19 protein-coding genes are annotated in these 19,364 nt (G+C 72.6%); 10 read left to right on the top strand and 9 right to left on the bottom strand.

All coding sequences use genetic code 11. The annotated features are described in order from the left end of the window. Positions 1-86 precede the first annotated feature (86 nt). The 4 genes from FH969_RS08670 to dnaA form a co-directional block, all read right to left on the bottom strand. A complete protein-coding gene (locus FH969_RS08670; protein ID WP_139986968.1) occupies positions 87-701 on the bottom strand; it encodes a DciA family protein in 615 nt (204 codons plus the stop codon). Continuing rightward, complete coding sequence (locus FH969_RS08665) at positions 691-1,950, bottom strand: DNA replication/repair protein RecF (RefSeq protein WP_139986966.1); 1,260 nt, start codon at positions 1,948-1,950, stop codon at positions 691-693. Before FH969_RS08665 ends, FH969_RS08670 begins: the two co-directional genes overlap by 11 nt. 44 nt (positions 1,951-1,994) lie before the next feature. Further along, a complete protein-coding gene (gene dnaN, locus FH969_RS08660; protein WP_108720101.1) occupies positions 1,995-3,122 on the bottom strand; it encodes a DNA polymerase III subunit beta in 1,128 nt (375 codons plus the stop codon). 577 nt (positions 3,123-3,699) lie between these two features. After that, positions 3,700-5,262, bottom strand: coding sequence for a chromosomal replication initiator protein DnaA (gene dnaA / locus FH969_RS08655; protein WP_139986964.1), 1,563 nt, complete (start codon positions 5,260-5,262; stop codon positions 3,700-3,702). A 397-nt stretch (positions 5,263-5,659) separates the two neighbouring features. On the opposite strand from dnaA, the gene rpmH reads away from it, so the two are divergent. From rpmH to rsmG, 6 genes are all read left to right on the top strand, one after another. Then, positions 5,660-5,797, top strand: a complete 138-nt coding sequence (gene rpmH / locus FH969_RS08650) for a 50S ribosomal protein L34 (protein ID WP_108718676.1) — start codon at positions 5,660-5,662, stop codon at positions 5,795-5,797. Between the two features lie 3 nt (positions 5,798-5,800). Continuing rightward, complete coding sequence (gene rnpA, locus FH969_RS08645) at positions 5,801-6,262, top strand: ribonuclease P protein component (RefSeq protein ID WP_139986962.1); 462 nt, start codon at positions 5,801-5,803, stop codon at positions 6,260-6,262. A gap of 17 nt (positions 6,263-6,279) precedes the next feature. Then, positions 6,280-6,699, top strand: coding sequence for a membrane protein insertion efficiency factor YidD (yidD, locus tag FH969_RS08640; RefSeq protein WP_139986974.1), 420 nt, complete (start codon positions 6,280-6,282; stop codon positions 6,697-6,699). 117 nt (positions 6,700-6,816) lie between these two features. Beyond that, entirely contained in the window at positions 6,817-7,992 is a 1,176-nt protein-coding gene (gene yidC, locus FH969_RS08635) for a membrane protein insertase YidC (protein WP_108718678.1), read from the top strand. A gap of 102 nt (positions 7,993-8,094) precedes the next feature. After that, a complete protein-coding gene (locus FH969_RS08630; protein WP_139986960.1) occupies positions 8,095-8,586 on the top strand; it encodes a Jag family protein in 492 nt (163 codons plus the stop codon). A gap of 1 nt (position 8,587) precedes the next feature. Continuing rightward, on the top strand, positions 8,588-9,244 hold the full coding sequence (gene rsmG / locus FH969_RS08625) for a 16S rRNA (guanine(527)-N(7))-methyltransferase RsmG (protein ID WP_108718680.1): 657 nt from the start codon (positions 8,588-8,590) through the stop codon (positions 9,242-9,244). Between the two features lie 42 nt (positions 9,245-9,286). Here the strand turns inward: rsmG and FH969_RS08620 are convergent, their stop codons facing one another. Together FH969_RS08620 and FH969_RS15735 are read right to left on the bottom strand one after the other, a co-directional pair. Continuing rightward, positions 9,287-10,978 (bottom strand): SulP family inorganic anion transporter, encoded by a 1,692-nt coding sequence (locus tag FH969_RS08620; RefSeq protein ID WP_139986958.1) that lies wholly within the window; start codon positions 10,976-10,978, stop codon positions 9,287-9,289. Beyond that, complete coding sequence (locus FH969_RS15735) at positions 10,975-11,331, bottom strand: ArsR/SmtB family transcription factor (protein WP_234417436.1); 357 nt, start codon at positions 11,329-11,331, stop codon at positions 10,975-10,977. The genes FH969_RS08620 and FH969_RS15735 overlap by 4 nt, the downstream gene beginning before the upstream one ends. Before the next feature lie 208 nt (positions 11,332-11,539). On the opposite strand from FH969_RS15735, the gene FH969_RS08610 reads away from it, so the two are divergent. The 4 genes from FH969_RS08610 (at position 11,540) to FH969_RS08595 (ending at position 16,501) form a co-directional block, all read left to right on the top strand. Then, on the top strand, positions 11,540-11,896 hold the full coding sequence (locus FH969_RS08610; protein ID WP_108718683.1) for a YciI family protein: 357 nt from the start codon (positions 11,540-11,542) through the stop codon (positions 11,894-11,896). Further along, on the top strand, positions 11,893-13,134 hold the full coding sequence (locus tag FH969_RS08605; RefSeq protein ID WP_108718684.1) for an RNA polymerase sigma factor: 1,242 nt from the start codon (positions 11,893-11,895) through the stop codon (positions 13,132-13,134). Before FH969_RS08610 ends, FH969_RS08605 begins: the two co-directional genes overlap by 4 nt. Before the next feature lie 1,100 nt (positions 13,135-14,234). Next, positions 14,235-15,194 carry a ParA family protein gene (locus FH969_RS08600; RefSeq protein WP_281285358.1) on the top strand — a complete coding sequence of 320 codons (960 nt, stop codon included), beginning with the start codon at positions 14,235-14,237 and terminating at the stop codon, positions 15,192-15,194. Further along, entirely contained in the window at positions 15,191-16,501 is a 1,311-nt protein-coding gene (locus FH969_RS08595; protein ID WP_139986956.1) for a ParB/RepB/Spo0J family partition protein, read from the top strand. Before FH969_RS08600 ends, FH969_RS08595 begins: the two co-directional genes overlap by 4 nt. A gap of 49 nt (positions 16,502-16,550) precedes the next feature. Here FH969_RS08595 and FH969_RS08590 read toward each other — a convergent pair whose 3' ends face one another. Genes FH969_RS08590 through trxA form a run of 3 tightly spaced genes read right to left on the bottom strand, consistent with a single transcriptional unit; the run spans position 16,551 to position 19,271 of the window. Next, complete coding sequence (locus tag FH969_RS08590; RefSeq protein WP_108718687.1) at positions 16,551-17,597, bottom strand: D-alanine--D-alanine ligase family protein; 1,047 nt, start codon at positions 17,595-17,597, stop codon at positions 16,551-16,553. After that, positions 17,597-18,949, bottom strand: coding sequence for an aminotransferase-like domain-containing protein (locus FH969_RS08585; protein ID WP_108718688.1), 1,353 nt, complete (start codon positions 18,947-18,949; stop codon positions 17,597-17,599). The genes FH969_RS08590 and FH969_RS08585 overlap by 1 nt, the downstream gene beginning before the upstream one ends. A 10-nt stretch (positions 18,950-18,959) precedes the next feature. Next, a complete protein-coding gene (gene trxA / locus FH969_RS08580) occupies positions 18,960-19,271 on the bottom strand; it encodes a thioredoxin (RefSeq protein ID WP_234417437.1) in 312 nt (103 codons plus the stop codon). Positions 19,272-19,364 lie beyond the last annotated feature (93 nt).

The raw sequence follows: 19,364 nt of genomic DNA, 5'->3' as shown, positions 1-19,364 counted from the left end.
GACAACCAAACCTCCGCGGGTGGGTCGGCGTGGTTCGACGCCCCACAGGCGCCTCCACGAGGCGGCCCGACCCGGACCGGGCAGGGTCACCCGTAGGTGTCGCGCGGACCCCGGCCACGCACGACGCGCTGCCCGCGGACCCACGACGGCGCCCCTGGCCCGATCACGACGACCTCCGCCACGACGCCCTCGCCCACCTCCTCCGCGAGGCGGCGCTCGAGCTGCGGCAGGAGCAGCTGCAGCTGCGTGGCCCACGCCGTCGACGTGGTGCGCACCACGAGCCGCCCGTCGGTGAACGTCTCGGGCGTCGCGTGGTCGGCGATGTCGGGTCCGACCACCTCGCGCCACCGTCCGATCACGCCGCCCACGCCGACTGGCTCGGTCCACCCGCGCTGCGCCATGAGGCGGCCGAGCGTCTCCCCCACCGGCCGCGGGTCGGGCCGGCTGCCCGGCGGGAAGCCGGGTCCGGTGCCCGGCACCGGGCGCCGCGTCCCGTCGACCAGGCGTTCGGTGCCCGACGCCGAGCCACCGTTCGCGCCGCCGCGCCACCTCGGGCGCTGGCCGGGTCGCAGCCCCTTGGCGCGCGCCGCCTCGCGCGCGCGGGCCAGCGCGACGATCGCGGCGTCGCCCGGCGTTGTCTCGTCCTCGGTGGGCGTCTGGTCCTCCGCGTGCTCGCCGTCGTGCCCGCGCTCACCGGACACGGGTGACCTCGCCGCCCATCACGTCGAACCGGGCGCCGTCGAGCTCCTCGGGCACGTCCTCGGCGACGGCCGCGGTGAGCAGCACCTGCTCGGCGGGCGCGACCAGCGCCGCCAGCCGGGTCCGACGGCGCGCGTCGAGCTCGGCGAACACGTCGTCCAGGATGAGCACCGGATCGCCGCCCGACCAGCCGTCGTCGTCGCGCAGCAGGTCGAAGCTGGCCAGGCGCAGCGCGAGCGCGACCGACCAGGACTCCCCGTGCGACGCGTACCCCTTGACGGGCAGCCCGCCGAGCACGAGCTCGAGGTCGTCGCGGTGCGGGCCCACGAGGCACACGCCGCGCTCGAGCTCCTTGGGGCGCAGGCGTGACATCGCCTCGAGGAGCCGCGCCTCGACGAGGTCCACCGCCAGCAGCTCCTCCTCGCACCCCCCGGGCGGCGCCTCGTCCGGGGCGTCGTCGGGCCGCGCCTGCGCGACGCTCGCCCGGTAGCCGAGCTCGAGGTCGCCCTGCGCGCTGCTGACCTGCGCGTACGCGGCGGCCGCGAGGGGCCGCAGCAGCCGGACCAGCTCGACCCGCGCGGCGATCAGGCGTGCGCCGGCCGCCGCGAGCTGGGCGTCCCAGACGTCGAGCGTGCGCAGGGCACCGGACCGGCCGTCGGTCGGCTCGCTGCCGGTGGGGCCGTCCGGATCGGGCGGTGGAGCCGGCGGTGCAGCCGTGCGTGAGCGCCGCCCCGAGCGGAGCGCGCCGGCGGACTTGAGCAGCGAGGTCCGCTGCCGCAGCACGCGCTCGTAGTCGGCGCGCACCGCGGCGATCCGGGGGGTGCGCTGCACGAGCAGGTCGTCGAGGTAGCGCCGGCGCACGTCCGGGTCACCCTTGACGAGCGCGAGGTCCTCCGGGGCGAACACCACCGAGCGCACGATCCCGGCCGCCTCACGCACCCGCGCGACGGGCGCACGGTCCAGCCGGGCCCGGTTCGCGCTCCCGGCGTTGATCTCGATCTCGACGATCCGGGCCCGCTCACCCAGCTGCGCGCGGGCCCGCACCACGGCACGCTGCGCGCCCTGCCGCACGAGCGGGGCGTCGCTGGCGACGCGGTGGCTGGAGAACGACGCGAGGTAGCCGATCGACTCGACGAGGTTCGTCTTGCCCTGGCCGTTCGGACCCACGAACGCCGTGATGCCCGGCGGGATCGCGAGCACCACCTCCGGGTAGGACCGGAAGTCGTTCAGCGCGAGGTCGGAGACGTGCACGGAGCCAGGACGACGGCGGGAGGTGGCGCAGCCGACGCGGGGCGTCAGCCCGCGAAGCGGATCGGCTGGATGAGGTAGCGGAAGCCCTCGTCGGTCGTGGAGTCCAGCGCGGTCTGGCCGGTGATCACGGACGGCTTGGTGCCGTGCGTGAACGACAGGCGGGTGAACTCCTTGCCCACCGCACCCAGCGCGTCCAGGAGGTAGCCCGGGTTGTAGGCGGTGGTGACGGCCTCACCCTCGAAGCTCGCCTCGATCGCCTCGGACGCCTGCGCGTCCTCGCCCTGACCGGCCTCGAGCACGACCTGACCCTCGCTGAACTCCAGCCGGATCGGGGTGTTGCGCTCCGCGACCAGTGCGACGCGGCGGGCGGCCTCGATGAGGGACGACGTGGTGACCACCGCGTGGGACGTCGTGACCTCGGGGAACAGGCGCCGCACGGGCGGGTAGTCGCCGTCGACCAGGAGCGAGGTGGTGCGGCGGCCGCCGGCCTCGAAGCCCACGATGTCCGAGCCCTGCCCGGTGGGCAGCGAGAGCGAGATGCTGCCGGCGCTCGTGAGCGACTTGGCGACCTCGGACAGCGTACGGGCCCGCACCAGTGCGGTCGCGGAGATGCCGCGCGTCGCCGGGTTCCAGGAGACCTCGCGCATCGCGAGCCGGTAGCGGTCCGTGGCCAGCAGCGTGAGGAGATCGTCCTCGATCTCGATCCGCACGCCGGTCAGCAGCGGGAGCGTCTCGTCGCGGCTCGCGGCGACGGTCACCTGGCCGACGGCCTCGGCGAAGGCGTGCGCGTCGATCGTGCCCGACGCCGGCGGCAGGGCCGGCAGCGAGGGGTAGTCCTCGATCGGCATCGTGAGCAGCGTGAAGCGGCTTGAGCCGCAGGTGAGGACGGCTCGCGTGCCCTCGACCGTGACCTCGACGGGGCGCGCGGGCAGGGCGCGGGAGATCTCGGCGAGCAGTCGACCCGAGACCAGCAGCGACCCCGGCTCGGCGACGTCGGCGGTGATCTCGCTGACCGCGGAGACCTCGTAGTCGAAGCTCGAGAGCGCCAGCCCCTCGGCGCTCGCCTCGATCCGCACGCCGGCGAGCACCGGGATGCTCGGTCGGGACGGCAGGGAGCGGGCGGTCCACGTGACGGCCTCGGCGAGCACGTCGCGTTCGACGGTGAACTTCACGTCGGTCACCTTTCCGGGGGCGCAGGACGTCGGCTCGTGGCCGTCTCCTGCCGGGGATCTGGTCTCGGGGTCTGGTCGGTCGTGTGGTGATACCTGGGGCCTCACCCTAGTCCGTGCCTGTGGTGGTGTCCGACGCCGTGGCTCACCCCTCGCGCCGACGCGCAGACGGCGTCCCGTCGGCGATCGGTGCGTGGTCCGGGAACCACCGGATCGAGCTCGCCCGAACCGGGTCGGCCGGGCAGTGGGTCCTCCACAACCCCGTCATCGATCTAGGTGTCATCGTCGTAGTAGGCGGTGTGGATCCTGGGGAGAAGTGCCGTACGGCGCGGTCCGCCGCCGATCCCGGGTGTGGACGCGGGTGCTGGACCAGCCGTGGACGCGTCGCGGGTGTCGTGGATCGCGTCGAATCACATGGCGTGGATTCCACGTCGACGCGGCCGGCTGTCCACGCGTCCGAGACGGCTGTCCACCGCCGTCCCCAGGGTTGTCCACAGTTGTGCATTCTTCAACTCATGGCTGAAGGTTTGCGCGTGAGACACCTGCAGCACACCCGCGCCTCACCTGCGGGCTACCGCGCTCAGGCGCGCGTCTGCTGCTTGATGCGGTTCGTCAGCTCCGTGACCTGCGTGAACGTCGCACGGTTCTTCGCCATGAGCTCGCGGATCTTCCGGTCGGCGTGCATGACGGTGGTGTGGTCGCGGCCGCCGAAGATCTGGCCGATCTTGGGCAGCGAGAGGTCGGTGAGCTCTCGGCACAGGTACATCGCGATCTGCCGGGCATTCACGAGCACCCGGGTGCGATCGGCGCTGCAGAGCGCGTCGATCGAGACGCCGAAGTAGGTCGCCGTCTGCGCCATGATCGCCGCGGGCGTGATCTCGGTGTCGCCGTCGTCGGTGATGAGGTCCTTGAGCACCATCTCGGCGAGCGGCAGGTCCACCGGCTGACCGTTGAGGTTCGCGAACGCCGTGACGCGGATCAGCGCACCCTCGAGCTCGCGGATGTTCGTCGAGATGCGCGACGCGATGTAGCTGAGCACGTCGTCGGGTGCGGACAGGTGCTCGCGGCCGGCCTTCTTGCGCAGGATCGCGATGCGGGTCTCGAGGTCGGGCGGCTGGATGTCGGTGAGGAGACCCCACTCGAACCGGCTGCGCATCCGGTCGGCGAACCCGTCCAGGTGCTTGGGCGCGACGTCGGACGTGATGACGACCTGCTTCGTCGCGTTGTGCAGGGAGTTGAAGGTGTGGAAGAACTCCTCCATCGTCTCCTTCTTGCCCTGCAGGAACTGGATGTCGTCGATGAGGAGGACGTCCACGCTCCGGTAGCGGCGCTGGAACGACTCGGCCTTGTCGTCCCGGATGGAGTTGATGAAGTCGTTCGTGAACTCCTCGGAGTTCACGTAGCGCACCCGGATGCCGGGGTAGAGCCGCTGGGCGTAGTGACCGATCGCGTGCAGGAGGTGCGTCTTGCCGAGGCCCGAGTCGCCGTAGATGAAGAGCGGGTTGTAGGCCTTGGCGGGGGCCTCCGCCACGGCGAACGCGGCGGCGTTGGCGAACCTGTTGCTCGACCCGGTCACGAACGTGTCGAACGTGTACGCCTGGTTCAGCCGAGCCGGGTCGTTGCCCGGAGCAGGCTCGGCGACGGAGGGGCGCCGCGGTGCGGGGACCACGCCGTCGTCCGCGGAGCTGCGCGACGCCTCGTCCAGGCGGTGCGCCGGGGACCGCGGCGGGGTGGCCGAGAAGTCGTGCGACGGCGGGCGCCGGTGGCTGGGCTCGTGCCGGGTCTCGGGCAGCTGGCGAGCGGAGGAGGTCGAGTCCGTGCGTTCGTCGGCCGAGCCCGCCGGCGCGCCGAGCGCCGGGTCGTTCTCCTGCAGCGAGGGGTCGATCGTCACCGCGAACGTGAGCGTCTGCCCGAACGCGACAGCGAGCGCGTCGAGGATCTCCTCGCGCGCCCGGGTCTCGAGGAAGTCCTTGGTGTAGGTGCTCGGCACGGCCAGCAGGAGGGTGCCGTTGAGCACGCCCAGCGGACGCGACTGCCGGACGAACGCGAGGTGCGACGTCGCCAGCGAACCGCGCAGGTGTCCGACGGCGGCGTCCCACTGGAACGTGAGGTCGTCGGACGTGGCGTCGTCGGCTGAGGTCATCGGCCTAGTGTCCCCTGTTCCCGGCCCGTGGCGGTCCGTGCACCCACAGGCTGTGGACAAGGATGTGGGTGGGACGGGCGTGTCGTGCCCGTGGCAGCGCACCGGCATCGGGCAGGCTGGCCGGGTCGCGCGTCCGATGATAGCGAGCGCGCCCCGGCCGGCTGTGCCCCGGGCAGGGCGCAGCCGCGGAAGCGCGCGCGTCATTTGTGCGCGTCATTTGACCGGGTCAGCGAACCCGCGTACCGTTCTTCAGTCGCGCCACACGCGCGCCGTCCGTCCTGCCCAGATCGCGCTTGCGAGCGCGCGGGCCACTGCTTCGGGCGTCGCGCACACCGGTCTGCTCCGCGGATCGGGCGTGGCGCGCCCGACCGACCAAGCAATGAGTGGGAGCACCCCCGTGACCAAGCGGACCTTTCAGCCGAACAACCGGCGTCGTGCCAAGGTGCACGGCTTCCGTCTCCGGATGCGGACCCGCGCCGGCCGCGCGATCCTGTCGGCGCGCCGTCGCAAGGGGCGTTCCGAGCTCTCTGCCTGAGCCGTGCTGAGCGCGGCGCACCGGATGCGGGAGTCCGAGGACTTCCGCGTCGCGGTGCGCCGGGGGGCTCGGACAGGGTCCTCGCACCTCGTCGTGCACCTCGCCCTGCCTGACTCCACCGGGCGGACGTCCGACGACCCACCAGCGGCTGCGGCCCTGGTGGGTTTCGTCGTCCCCAAGAGCGTCGGCGTGGCCGTCGTGCGCAACCGGGTCAAGCGGCGCCTGCGTCATCTGGTGCGCGCACGCGTCGATCGGCTCCCGGACGGTTCTCGCCTCGTGGTGCGCGCCCTCCCGGCGAGCGCGACGGCGTCGAGCGTCGAGCTGGCCGACTCCCTCGACACCGCGTGGCGGCAGGCCGAGCGTCGCGCCGCCGCAGCGTCGCAGCGCAGCGGGCGTCCGTCGGCGGTCTCCCCGTCGCCTCGCACTGTGGCCGGGGTGTCCGCACCGCGCGAGCACCGGTCGTGACCATGGCGCAGGACCGGATGCCCCACGCGACCGCCCACCCGTCCGACGGCGAACCGCACGACGCGGGTGCGCCGTCGGACGTGCGAGGCGTGCGGTCGCAGACCAAGGACGCGACGCCGTCGTCGGCCGCTCGCGTGCTCGTGGCGCTGGTGCGCCTCTACCAGGGCGTCGTGTCGCCGTGGCTCGCGCCGCGGTGCCGCTTCTACCCGAGCTGCTCGGCGTACGCCGTCGAGGCGCTGCGCACGCGCGGCGCCGCCGTGGGGTTCGTGCTCGCGGTCTACCGGGTGCTGCGGTGCAACCCGTGGGCGCGCGGCGGCGTCGATCACGTGCCGGTGCGCGGCCAGCGCTGGGCAAGCTGGGACGGGGTGGTCGAGGCTCCCACTCCGACGACTCCGACGACCCCGGCACCGACGCCGGAGCCACCCGGCCCCGCCTGACCGGCCGGCCAGGCCCGGCCCGGTCACGCCCTGTGATTCGTCGCCGCTGCCCCGGTCTCGTACCCTCGACTCGGGCCTGGTGCCCGACCCCTTCCCGACAGGAGCTCTGCAGAGACGATGGACTGGTTCGACACGATCCTCTCCCCCATCATGTGGGTGGTTGCGTGGATCATGGTCCTCGCCCACAAGGCCTTCACGTTCATCGGCATGGACGAGAGCGGCCTGTCCTGGGTGCTCTCGATCGTGGTGCTCGTGATCGTGATCCGCATCGTGCTGATCCCGCTCTTCGTGCGGCAGATCCGGGCGTCGCGCGCGATGCAGATCGTGCAGCCGGAGATCCAGAAGCTGCAGAAGAAGTACAAGGGCAAGACCGACCCGGCGTCGCGGCAGGCCATGCAGCAGGAGATGATGGCCATCTACCGCGAGGCGGGCACCAACCCGTTCGCGTCGTGCCTGCCGATCCTCGCGCAGTCCCCGATCTTCTTCGCCCTGTTCCGCGTGCTCTCCTCCCTGGACGAGATCGCGGCGGGCACGCAGAGCCATATCGGTCCGCTCACGCGTGAGCTGGCATCGCAGGCCGAGGCCTCGACGCTGCTCGGAGCGCCGCTCTCGTCGTGGTTCCTCATGCCCGACGCCACCGCCGCGGTGCGGATCGTCGCGGTGATCCTCATCGTCGCGATGTCGGTGACCACGTTCACCACGCAGCGCCAGCTGACGATGAAGAACATGCCGGCGGCGGCGCTGGACAACCCGATGGCCCGTCAGCAGAAGATGCTGATGTACATCCTCCCGCTCGTATTCGCATTCTCGGGCGTGAACTTCCCGATCGGTGTCCTCATCTACTGGACCACCACGAACCTGTGGTCGATGGGTCAGCAGTTCTACGTCATCCGCAACATGCCGGCGCCCGGCTCCGAGGCGGAGCGCAAGTACCAGGAGCGGATGGCCCGCAAGGCCGCGCGCAAGGGCACGTCGAGCAGCTCGGATGCCGTCACGACCGGGGCCGGCGGCACCGCGTTGCTCGAGGACGAGCGTCCGGTCTCCGGCCAGCGTCAGCAGCCCAAGAGCAAGGCACGGGCGAAGAAGTCCGGCGCACCCCGCCCGCTGGGCACGCCGTCGTCCACGGCGCCCGACGGCGTGGCGAGCGTGCCCGACGACGTCACCGACGCTCCGCCCCCCGTGGGCACGACGGACTCGTCCGGCCGCTCGGACTCGTCCGGCTCGTCCGGCTCGGGGAGCGTCCTGGAGGACGAGCCACCGACGCCCGGCAAGAGAACGAAGCGCAAGCGCTGACCCCGGCATCGACGCCGACGCAGCACGCCGCGCCGTCGCCCCTCAGGTGACGCCGGCGCCCACCGCAGGACACGAGAACCTCGCAGACCCCCGGAGAACGACATGACGAACCAGGACACTCCTGCCCCCACGAGACTCGAGGAGGAGGGCGAGATCGCCGCCGACTACCTCGAGGAGCTGCTCGACATCGCGGACCTCGACGGCGACATCGACCTCGGCGTCGAGCACGGCCGCGCGGCGGTCGAGATCGTCTCCGAGGAGGCGCCGGGTGCGCTGGACCGACTCGTGGGCGAGGACGGCGAGGTGCTCGACGCCCTGCAGGAGCTCACGCGGCTGGCCGTGCAGGCCCGCACCGGCGAGCGCAGCCGGCTCATGCTCGACGTCGCCGGGTTCCGCGCGCGTCAGCGCGAGGCCCTGGAGAAGGTGGCCGCCGAGGCGGTCGAGCACGTGAAGTCCTCCGGGGAGTCGGTCGCGCTCGACGCGATGAACCCCTACCAGCGCAAGATCGTCCACGACTGGGTGGCGGCGGCGGGCCTGGTGAGCGACTCCGAGGGTGTCGAGCCGGCGCGCCGGGTCGTCATCCGCCCGGCCTGACGTGTCCGCGACGGAAGCGGCGGAGTCCGAGCCCGAGGCCACCCCCGGCTCCCGCGAGGTCCTCGGTGCCGGCTACGACGCGTGCGTCGCCTACTACGAGCTGCTGCGCCGCCACGGCGAGGAGCGTGGGCTCGTCGGCCCGCGTGAGCTCGGACGCCTCTGGACGCGGCACGTGCTGAACTCCGCTGCGGTCCTGCCCTACCTGCCCGGGTCGGGCAGCGTCGCCGACGTCGGGTCGGGAGCCGGCCTCCCGGGAGTCGTGCTGGCCGCCGTGCGGCCGGACCTCACCGTCACGCTCATCGAGCCCATGGAGCGCCGGGTGGAGTGGCTCGAGCTCGTCGCAGCCGAGCTGTCACTGACCAACGTCTCGGTGGTGCAGGGTCAGGCGCAGGAGCTGCACGGCAAGGCGCGGTTCGACGCGGTGACGGCACGCGCCGTCGCCGCCCTGGACAAGCTCGTGACGTGGACCTGGCCGCTCGTCGCACCCGGGGGCGCCCTGCTCGCCATGAAGGGTCAGCGCGCCGCCGCCGAGCTCGAGGCCGCGGGGTCCACGCTGCGCCGCCTCGGCGCGGGCGCGGGGGTCGTGCACGACGTCGACGTCCTGGGCGACGGTGACGTCACCCGGGTGGTCGAGATCCGGCGCGTGGGCGGGCGCTGAGCCCTCCTTCGCCGTCGGGCCGTTCGGAGTCCTCGCGTCTGGTCAGAGCGCGCGGTCCACGGTGGTAGGCCGGTGTGCGAGCTCGCGCCGGACGTGGTCACGGGCGTGCTCGACGGCGGGCGGCAGCTCCTCGAAGAGGTGCGCCTGGTGGCGCAGCGCACCGAGCACACCGGCGCGCAGCGCCGTGTCGTGGTGCTCCGGACGGATGCCCTTGATGAGGACCGTGATGCCGCGTGCCTCGAGCTGGGTCATGAGCTCCATGAGGCGGTGGGCCCCGGTGGAGTCGAGCAGGTTGACCTGGGACAGCCGCAGGATCACCACCCAGGCGCGGGAGTCGGCGATCTCGTCGAGCACGCGGTCGGCGGCACCGAAGAACAGGGAGCCGTCCAGACGCAGCAGGGAGATGTGCTCGTCGCCCGGGCAGGCGGGTCCCGGCAGCGCCTCGCGCTCCACGCGTGAGGTCGACGCCATCCGTCGCAGCGCGAAGAACCCCGCGAGGACGATCCCCACCTCTACGGCGGTGATGAGGTCGAGCGCCACGGTGCACACGATGGTGACGAGGAACGTGAGCGCGGGTCCGCGGCCCAGCCGCAGCAGAGTGGTCGCCTCGCGCACGTTGACCATCCGGAACGCCGTCGCGATGAGCACTCCGGCGAGTGCGGCCAGCGGGATGAGCGAGGCGAGGCCCGCGCCGACCAGCACGACGAGCGCGAGGCACAGCGCGTGCACGACGGCGGCGAGCCGGCTCTGCGCGCCCGCCCGCACGTTGACCGCCGTGCGCGCGATGGCGCCGGTCGCGGGCATGCCGCCGAAGACGCCGGACGCGATGGAGGCCATGCCCTGGCCCACGAGCTCGCGGTCCGGGAGCGGCCGCCCGGTCGGCGCCATGCCGGCGGCGACGCGTGCCGACAGCAGCGACTCGATGGCCGCGAGGGCCGCCACCGAGAGCGCAGGCCCCGCGAGGCCCGCCAGGGTTGCCGGGTCGACGACGCCGAGCGACGGCGCCGGCAGCGACGTGGGCAGGGCGCCGATCCGGGATATGTCGAGGTGCAGCACCTGGGCGGCACCCGTCGCGAGCCCGACCGCCACGAGCGCGCCGGCGACGTTGCCCGGGAGTCGACGACACAGCTCGATGACGAGGATGACGCCGACCGTGACGCCGAGGGCAGTGCCGCTCTGCGCGAGGCCCGCCTGCCCGACGGCGTCGAGCGCCGCGGCGAGCGGGCGCTCCCCGCCGGTGACGGTGACGTCGAGAGCGAGGGGCACCTGCTGGAGGAAGATGATCGCCGCGATCCCGGCGGTGAACCCCTCGATGACGGGCCACGGGATGTAGACGACGATCCGGCCGAGCCGCGCGAGCCCGGCGAGCACGAGCACGATCCCGGCCATGACCGAGATCGTCACGACGCCGGCCGTCCCGTGCGCGGCGACGATCGGGGCGAGGATCACGGCCATCGCGCCGGTCGGACCGGACACCTGGACGTGCGAGCCGCCGAGGACGGCGGCGACGACACCGGCCACGACGGCCGTCACCAGTCCGGCCGCGGCGCCCATCCCGGAGCTGATGCCGAACCCCAGCGCGAGCGGCAGGGCGACGACGGCGACGGTCACCCCCGCGAGCAGGTCGCGCCGCCACGAGGTCCGCACGGGCGCGAGGTCGGCCCGTCCCGGCAGAAGCGTGCGCAGGTGCCGGGCGACGCTGCTCGTCGCCGACGCCGTCGTGGCCGCGGTCATCGGCCGACCGGCGGAAGGTCGCGTGCTGCGTCGAGCCGCTGCGCCGCCGTGGCGAGCGTGTCGTGGAGGAAGACCCGGGCGCTCGCGAGGACGTCCGCCACCGCAGGGTGGCCCAGCCGGTAGTAGACGGTGGAGCCGACCCGGCGGGAGGTCACGACGTCGTGGCGCCGCAGCACGGCGAGATGACCGGAGAGGTGGGACGGTTCCAGGCCGAGCGTCGTGAGGAGGTCGGCGACGGCGACTTCCTGCGGCGACGCGGCAAGGATCTCGAGCACGCGCACGCGGACGGGATGGGCGAGGGCGCGGAACAGGTTGGCCTTGATCTCGTAGAGTGGCGCATCAGGTGGATTCACGGCTTCACAGTATCGTGAAATCGCGTGACCACGCGCCCTCGCGCCGAGCGTGCCCGTGCGCCACACTGTCGGCCAAGCCGCGGGCGTGGAAGGGCGCCTGGCGCTCCTGCCCTGAGGGCCCGCGAGATCTGCTGCGACCCGGCTGTCGATTTCCGCACCCGACCGGCGACGTACAGGTGAAGGACCCACCCACGAGGAAGGACTCCCCATGAAGTACGTGCTGATGTTCACGAGCGACCCGTCGCAGGCGGCGGACGTGACGCAGGAGCAGGCCCAGGACGTCTACGGTCGGATCTACGGCTGGTTCGGCGAGCACGCCGCCGTGATCAGCGACTCGGGCGCCGAGCTGCAGCCCGTCGAGACGGCGACCACGGTCAGGACCGGTGGCGTCGTCGTCGACGGACCGTTCAACGAGGCGAAGGAGGTGATCGGCGGATTCAGCGTCATCGAGGTGCCCGACATGGACGCGGCGCTCGCCGTGGCCAGGACGTGGCCCGGACTGGAGCTGCCCGGGGTGGCGGTGGAGGTTCGCCCGATGGTGGTGGACTACAGCCAGTTCGAGTGAGCGGCGCCGACGCGACGCTGGCGGCCGTCGCCCGCGAGGAGACGGGCCGCCTCGTCACCGCCCTGTACCGCCGCTTCGGCGACTTCGACGTCGCCGAGGAGGCGGTGCAGGGCGCGCTGCTGGAGGCGGTGACGCAGTGGCGTCGTGACGGCCCTCCCCGCAACCCTGCGGCGTGGCTGACGACGGCGGCCCAGCGCAACGCCCTCGACCTGCTGCGCGGGCGAGGTCGGCGGCGCCAGGTGACGGAGCGCCTGGCGGCGACGACGGAGGAGGCAGTGCCGGCCGCGGACGAGGCCGTCGGAGTCGATGCGGATGACCGGTTGCCGCTGCTGTTCGCGTGTGCGCACCCCGCGCTGGCGCCCGAGGTGCGCCTGGCCCTGACACTGCGCGCCGTGATGGGCCTGACCACACCGCAGATCGCTCGCGCGTTCCTCGTCAACGAGTCGACCCTCGCGCAGCGGATCGTGCGGGCCAAGCGCAAGATCGTCGCGACCGGGATCGACCTCAGGGTCCCCGACGACGTCGATGGCCGACTGCCGGATGTGCTCGCTGTGGTCTACCTCACGTACAACGAGGCGTACGTCGCCTCCGCCGGGGGTTCGGAGGATCGCGACCTGGGCGCGGACGCGGTGTGGCTGGCCGGAGTCGTCGCGCGGAGCCTGCCACGGAAGGCGGAGGCATGGGGCCTGTCCGCGCTGCTCGCGGTGCAGCATGCGCGAGCCGCGGCGCGCTTCACCGCGCGCGGCGAGCTGGTCCTGCTGCGCGACCAGGATCGTTCCCTGTGGGACCGCCGCGCGATCGACCAGGCCGGCAAGGATCTGCAGCGCGCCGCCGCCCTGCGCTCGCCCGGGCCGTACCAGCTGCAGGCGGCGATCGCGATGTGTCACGCCGAGGCGCCCTCGTGGTCACAGACGGACTGGCGACAGATCGCCACGCTCTACGGGCTCCTCACCGACATCGACCCTTCGCCCGTGGTGCGGCTGAACGCGTCGATCGCACTCGCTCAGCTGGGTCCCGGTCAGGCCGAACGCGCGCTGGCCGAGGTGGAGGCGCTCGGTGCTCACCTCGCCGGCTACCACCTGCTGCACGCGACGCGCGCGGAGCTGCTCCGGCTCCTGGGTCGACCCGCGGAGGCCGCGGCCGCCGACCGGCAGGCGTTGGCCTTGACCAGCAACGACGCCGAGCGCCGGCTGCTGCAGACCCGCCTCCGCCGCCACCCGCTCACGGACGGATCCTGAACCCGGTTCTGCAGCGGCTCTCTTGCGTTCAGTGTCCGAGATAGGTACACGCGTACGATGGAGCATCGCGCCACTCAAGGCGGGGAAGACAGCTGCATCGGCAGCAGCCGATCGTGTAGCTGCTCATCCGCCGTGGGGTGTGCGACCGGCGGGCCTCCGCGCTCGGACCGTTGAGTTCGGACGGCGTGCGGATGCCGATCTGTTTCGAGGCGGCACAGGAGGTGGACGGGCGGCGACGGTTCGCAGCTGCAGGCTGACGCAGAAGCGTCCGAGGGTGCTGGTCGAACCGGGTCAGAACCGGAGGCACGACGCTCTGCGTCGGCTCCGCAAGACGGCTGTTTCACGTGAAACACCGACCCTCGTCACGCGGCGCGACGAGTAGCTCCGCGACATCGGGGTACCAGCAGACACTGGTCGCGCGAGGGTCGCGCGGGTGGTTGTCCGTCATGCCACGTGTGCGATCGGGTGATCCGCGCTCGTGCTGTCGAACAGAGCGGCAGGCAGCAGACCTCCCGCGTCAAGCCACCACGGCCGCACGACAGGTTTCACGTGAAACGGCGCGCGCACGACCTCGGCTTGGTGTCCCATCCGCGCAACGGACGCGGCCGTCAGTACGCGAACATCACTGGCTCCGAACGGGCGGGCCCGCACCCCACCGCTCAGCCGCCCCGGTGTCGATCGATGCGACCGAACCAGTGACGAAACCGGCCGGCGCGCACCCGCCGACCTGAAGGACCACACTCGGCAGTTGCGCAGAGTCGTCGGTGCCCTTCGCCGTGGCGGTTCGAGCGTGCGCGGGGCCAACCAGCGGCATGTGCGCGCGACCGTGCCGCCGCGCGCTTGGGCCCGGGCACATGCCCCGCGGTGCCCCGACGTGCGCGCTCGCATCGAGCGGCCCAACTCGAGCGGTCGTCGCGCCGGCAAAGAGTCGCTCGTGTGGGAACGCAGCCAGCGGCCCATCGCATCCGCGGGTGTGCCGAACTGAGGGGCGCCACGGCGGGCGTGCGCGCCCGCCGTGGCGTTTCACGTGAAACGGGTGTCGTGGGCGGGCGAGCCCTGGCCAGCACGTAGGCTTGAGGCGGTCTACGAAAGGTCGTTCCGTGACGTCACCTCTGCCGCTCCCCGACGAGGAGCGCCGCGCAGCCCAGCTCTCGTCCGTGCCCGACTTCGATGCGGACACCCCACTGGCAGCGCAGCTGGCGGTGGACACCCGCCGCAAGATCTCCCTCAGCGGCGTGACGTTCGAACCTCCGTCGCAAACACGCGTGCTGACGGTGGCGAACCAGAAGGGCGGCGTGGGCAAGACGACCACCGCAGTCAACATTGCCGCGGCGCTGGCACGGGCCGGCCAGCAGGTGCTCGTGATCGACAACGATCCCCAGGGCAACGCGTCGACGGCGCTCGGGGTCGAGCACGACCGGGACGCCGTGTCGCTGTACGACGTGCTCCTGGGTGAGGCGGCGATGCACGAGGTCGTGCGGGACAGCACCTTCGCCCCCAACCTGCTCTGTGTCCCGGCCACGATCGACCTCTCGGGCGCCGAGATCGAGCTCGTGTCGGTGGATTCACGTGAAACACGCCTCCGGACCGCGCTGCGCAGCTATCTCGTCCATCGAGCCGAGAACGGGCTGCCGCGCCTGGACTACGTCTTCATCGACTGCCCGCCCAGCCTCGGCCTCCTCACCGTGAACGCGTTCACCGCGGCCGCCGAGGTGCTGATCCCGATCCAGTGCGAGTACTACGCGCTGGAGGGCCTGAGCCAGCTGCTCCGCAACATCGACCTCATCAAGGAGCACCTCAACCCCGCGCTCGAGGTCTCGACGATCCTGCTCACGATGAGCGACACCAGGACGAACCTCGCCCGCGAGGTCGCGATGGAGGTCCGCGGCCACTTCCCCGAGCAGACGCTCCCCACGGTGATCCCCCGCTCGGTGCGCATCTCCGAGGCGCCTAGCTACGGGCAGACCGTGATCCAGTACGACCCCAGCTCATCGGGTGCCCTCGCCTACGCGCAGGCCGCCCGCGAGCTCAGCACACGTGAGGCCAGGAGGATCGCATGAGCGAACGACGACGCACTGGACTCGGCCGAGGGCTCGGCGCCCTCATCCCGACCTCGCCGACCGCAGCACGCCCTGTCGACGTCTTCTTCCCGGACCAGACGGCACACCGGAGCACCACCCACTCGGACGAGAACGAGCGGAGCGCGTCCGAGCTGCGCGCCGACGTCGACGACGAGCACGGCATCGCGCACTCGCACCTCGAACACCCGGTGGCGCACCCAGGTGCGGCGACCACGACGAACGACGCCGGGCCGGGTGCGGACACCACGACGAACGACGAGCGGACGGAGCGGCCCGAGCCGAACCACCGGCCGGGCGCCACCGCGGCCAACGCCGAGCTGCGCGCCGCGGTCGACTCGGAGGAGGGTGTCGCGACCCCGCAGACCCCGCACCCCGAGGTCACGAGTCGCCGTACCGCGCCCTCTGTCTCACGCAACGATGCTCCAGAAGGAGATGAGTCGGACACCAGTTCGACAGGGCTTCGCGACGTTCCCGCGCGTTTCGCAGAGCTACCGGTCGGCTCGGTCGTGCCCAACCCGAACCAGCCGCGCACGGTCTTCGACGAGGACGACCTCGCCGAGCTGGCCGCCTCGATCCGCGAGGTGGGGGTACTCCAGCCGATCGTGGTGCGCCCCGTCGGCGACCACTACGAGCTCGTCATGGGCGAGCGGCGGTGGCGTGCGACGCAGGCGGCCGGTCTGGACCACGTCCCCGCGATCATCCGCGAGACCGCGGACACCGATCTGCTGCGCGACGCGCTGCTGGAGAACCTGCACCGCGCGAACCTCAACCCGCTCGAGGAGGCCGCCGCCTACCAGCAGCTCCTCGAGGACTTCGAGTGCACCCACGAGCAGCTCGCCACGCGCATCGCCCGCTCGCGACCGCAGATCTCCAACACGCTGCGCCTGCTTCGCCTTCCGCCCGCCGTGCAGCGACGGGTCGCCGCCGGCGTGCTGTCGGCGGGCCACGCCCGCGCGCTCCTCGGACTGTCCGACGCCACCTCGATGGAGCACCTCGCCCACCGGATCGTGGCCGAGGGCCTCAGCGTGCGGGCGACCGAGGAGATCGTCGCGCTGGGCGAGGATGACGAGCCGCTGCGACCCGAGCTGCGTCGTCGGCCGCGCGCCAGCCAGGGCTCCGCGGTGCTGGAGGATCTCGGCCGTCGCCTGTCGGACCGCTGGGACACCCGCGTGAAGATCGCGATGGGTCAGCGCAAGGGCCGGATCTCCATCGAGTTCGCCAGCGCCGAGGACCTCGACCGGATCCTCGAGTCGCTCGCACCGGGGGAGTCGGCCGCGTCGTCCTGAGCACGACGGCGGGGCCCGCCGGGGCGTCCCGGCCCACCAGGACGCGGAGTCAGCCGCGCAGTGCGTGCTCGACGATCGCGCGGTACAGGTCCGGCAGGGCGTAACCGGCGGCCTCGGCCGCCAGCGGCAGCAGGGACGTCTCCGTCATGCCCGGCGCGCTGTTCACCTCGAGGAACCAGGGCACGCCGTCGTCGTCGACGATGAGGTCGGTCCGGGACAGGCCGCGCAGGCCGAGCACCCGGTGCGCGGTGACGGCGGCGTCCTGCGCCGCGCGCGCGTGCTCCGCGGGCACCCGAGCCGGCACGTAGAACTCGGTGCGGCCGGCGTTGTACCGCGCGTCGAAGTCGTAGATGCCGTCCTCGACGACGATCTCGACGGGCGGGAGCGCGACGGGACCCTCGCCGAGGTCCACCACGGACACCGCCAGCTCGGTCCCGACGGCGGCGCGCTCGATGAGCGCGACCTCGCCGTAGGAGAAGCACGTGACCATGGCCTGGGGCAGCGCGTCGACGTCGGTCACCACGCTCACCCCGAGCGCCGAACCGCCCTTGGCCGGCTTGACCACGAGCGGCAGCCCGAGGCGGTCGACGACGCGGTCCAGCACGGCGCGGGCGCCCACCTCCCGGAACACCGAGGCGGGCAGCGTGGCGCTCTCCGGCGTCGCGACGCCCGCGCGGGCGAGGATGGTCTTCGAGACCGGCTTGCTCCAGGCGATGCGCGAGCCCGCGGAACCGGTGCCGACGGCGGGCACGCCGACGAGCTCCAGGAGGTCGCGGATCGAGCCGTCCTCGCCGGTCGAGCCGTGCAGGAGCGGCCACACCACGTCGGGGCGCAGGCGATCGAGCGTGGGCAGCAGGTCGGAGTCGACGTCGGTCACGGTCGCGGACACGCCCGCGTCCTCGAGTGCGTCGGCGACCCGGCGACCCGAGCGCAGCGAGACGTCCCGCTCGTGGGACAGGCCGCCCGCGAGGACGAGCACCTCGAGCGGGCGGGAGCGAGCCTCCGTCCGAGAGGCCGCCGCGGCTGCAGGCGAGCTCGGTGGTACCGCCGCCTCGGCAGGGTCCACCGCGACGACGTCGGGATCCACGAGCGCCATCACAGCGTCCCGGTGGCAGGTGACTCGACGCCGTGGGGGCGCGAGGCGGCTGTGCCGAACATGCGCACGAGGTCGGCCTCGGCGTTCACGACGCCGGCCAGCCGCCGCACGCCCTCGACGATCCGCTCCGGCGTGGGGTAGCAGTAGGACAGTCGCAGGTGCGTGCTGCCCTGCCCGTCGGCGTAGAACGCGGTGCCCGGCACGTACGCGACGAGCGAGGTGACGGCGCGCGGCAGCATCTCGCGCGAGTCGAGGCCGTCCGGAAGGCGCAGCCACACGTAGAAGCCGCCCTCCGGCGTCGTCCACGAGCAGGTCGGGAGGTGCTCGGCGAGCGCGCCGACCATGGCGTCGCGGCGCTCGGCGTACATGAGGCGGTACTCCTTGACCTGCGCACGCCAGTCGAACTGCGTGAGGTAGGCCGAGACCGTGAGCTGGGCGGCGACCGACGGGCACAGGATGGCCGACTCGCTCGCGAGCACGAGCTTCTCGCGTACGGCGTGCGGCGCGAGCGCCCAGCCGAGGCGGTACCCGGGCGCGAACGTCTTGGAGAACGAGCCGAGGTAGACGACGTCGTCGGGCGCGAACGAGGCGAGCGCCGGGAGCGGGTCGCCGTCGAAGCCGAGCAGGCCGTAGGGGTTGTCCTCGAGGATGAGCACGCCGTGCCGGCGCGCCACCTCGACCACCCGCGGGCGCCGCTCGAGCGAGAGCGTGACCCCGCCCGGGTTGTGGAAGTTCGGCACGGTGTAAAGCAGCTTGGCGCGCCGGCCCTGAGCGGCGAGCCGGGTGAGCAGCTCGTCGAGGGCCTCCGGCACGAGCCCGTCGGCGTCCATCGGTGTGTGCACCACGTCGGCCTCGTAGGCGCGGAAGACCCCCAGCGCGCCGACGTAGCTCGGCGCCTCGGCCACCACGACGTCGCCCGGATCGAGGAAGATCCGCGCCACGAGGTCGAGCGCCTGCTGCGAGCCGGTGGTCACCACGACGTCGTCCGGGTGCGCGTTGATCTGCTCCAGCGCCATGACCTCGGTGATCTGGGTCCGCAGCTCCGGCTCGCCCTGGCCGGAGCCGTACTGCAGCGCGCGCGTGCCGCGCGTGCGCAGGAGGTCGGCGACGGTGTCCGCGAAGCGGCCCATCGGCAGGTCGGCGATGTTCGGCATCCCGCCCGCGAGCGAGACCACCTCGGGCCGGTTCGCGACGGCGAACAGCGCCCTGATCTCGGACGCGCGCATCCCGTGGGTGCGGGCGGAGTACGACCCGTACCAGGGGTCCAGCCGCGTCCCGGTGGACGCGGCAGGCACGACGGTTCCGGTGGGACCGCTCGGACCGGTGGACCCGGTCGGCTGGTGCGACGTCATCGACTTCCCCTCACGCCGCCGCGATGCCGGCGAGCGTCTCGCGGATCGCGGCCTTGGAGCGCGAGCCGAGCAGCGTGGCCACGACCTCACCGCGGCGCACCACGAGCAGCGTCGGGATCGAGGAGATCCGGTACCGGTGGGCGACCTCGGGGCTCTCCTCGGTGTCCACCTTCACGACCTTGACGCTCCCGGACAGCTCGCGTGCGAGCTCCTCGACGACGGGCTGCAGCTGCCGGCACGGGCCGGCCCAGGCCGCCCAGAACTCGACGAGGACCACGCCGTCGTGAGCCAGGACCTCCTCCGCGAAGGTCGCGTCGGTCACGTCGCTGATGATGCTCACATCACTCTCCGCACGTCGGGAACGAGGCCGCGCCCTGGGCCGAGGCGCGCCGGTGCGGACCGGCGGGGCGCGCGG

The organism is Miniimonas arenae (assembly GCF_006351005.1).
In the GTDB taxonomy this organism is placed as follows: Bacteria; Actinomycetota; Actinomycetes; order Actinomycetales; family Beutenbergiaceae; genus Miniimonas; species Miniimonas arenae.
The sequence above is the reverse complement of the archived record's forward strand: the minus strand, read 5'-3'. Positions and strand labels throughout refer to the sequence as shown.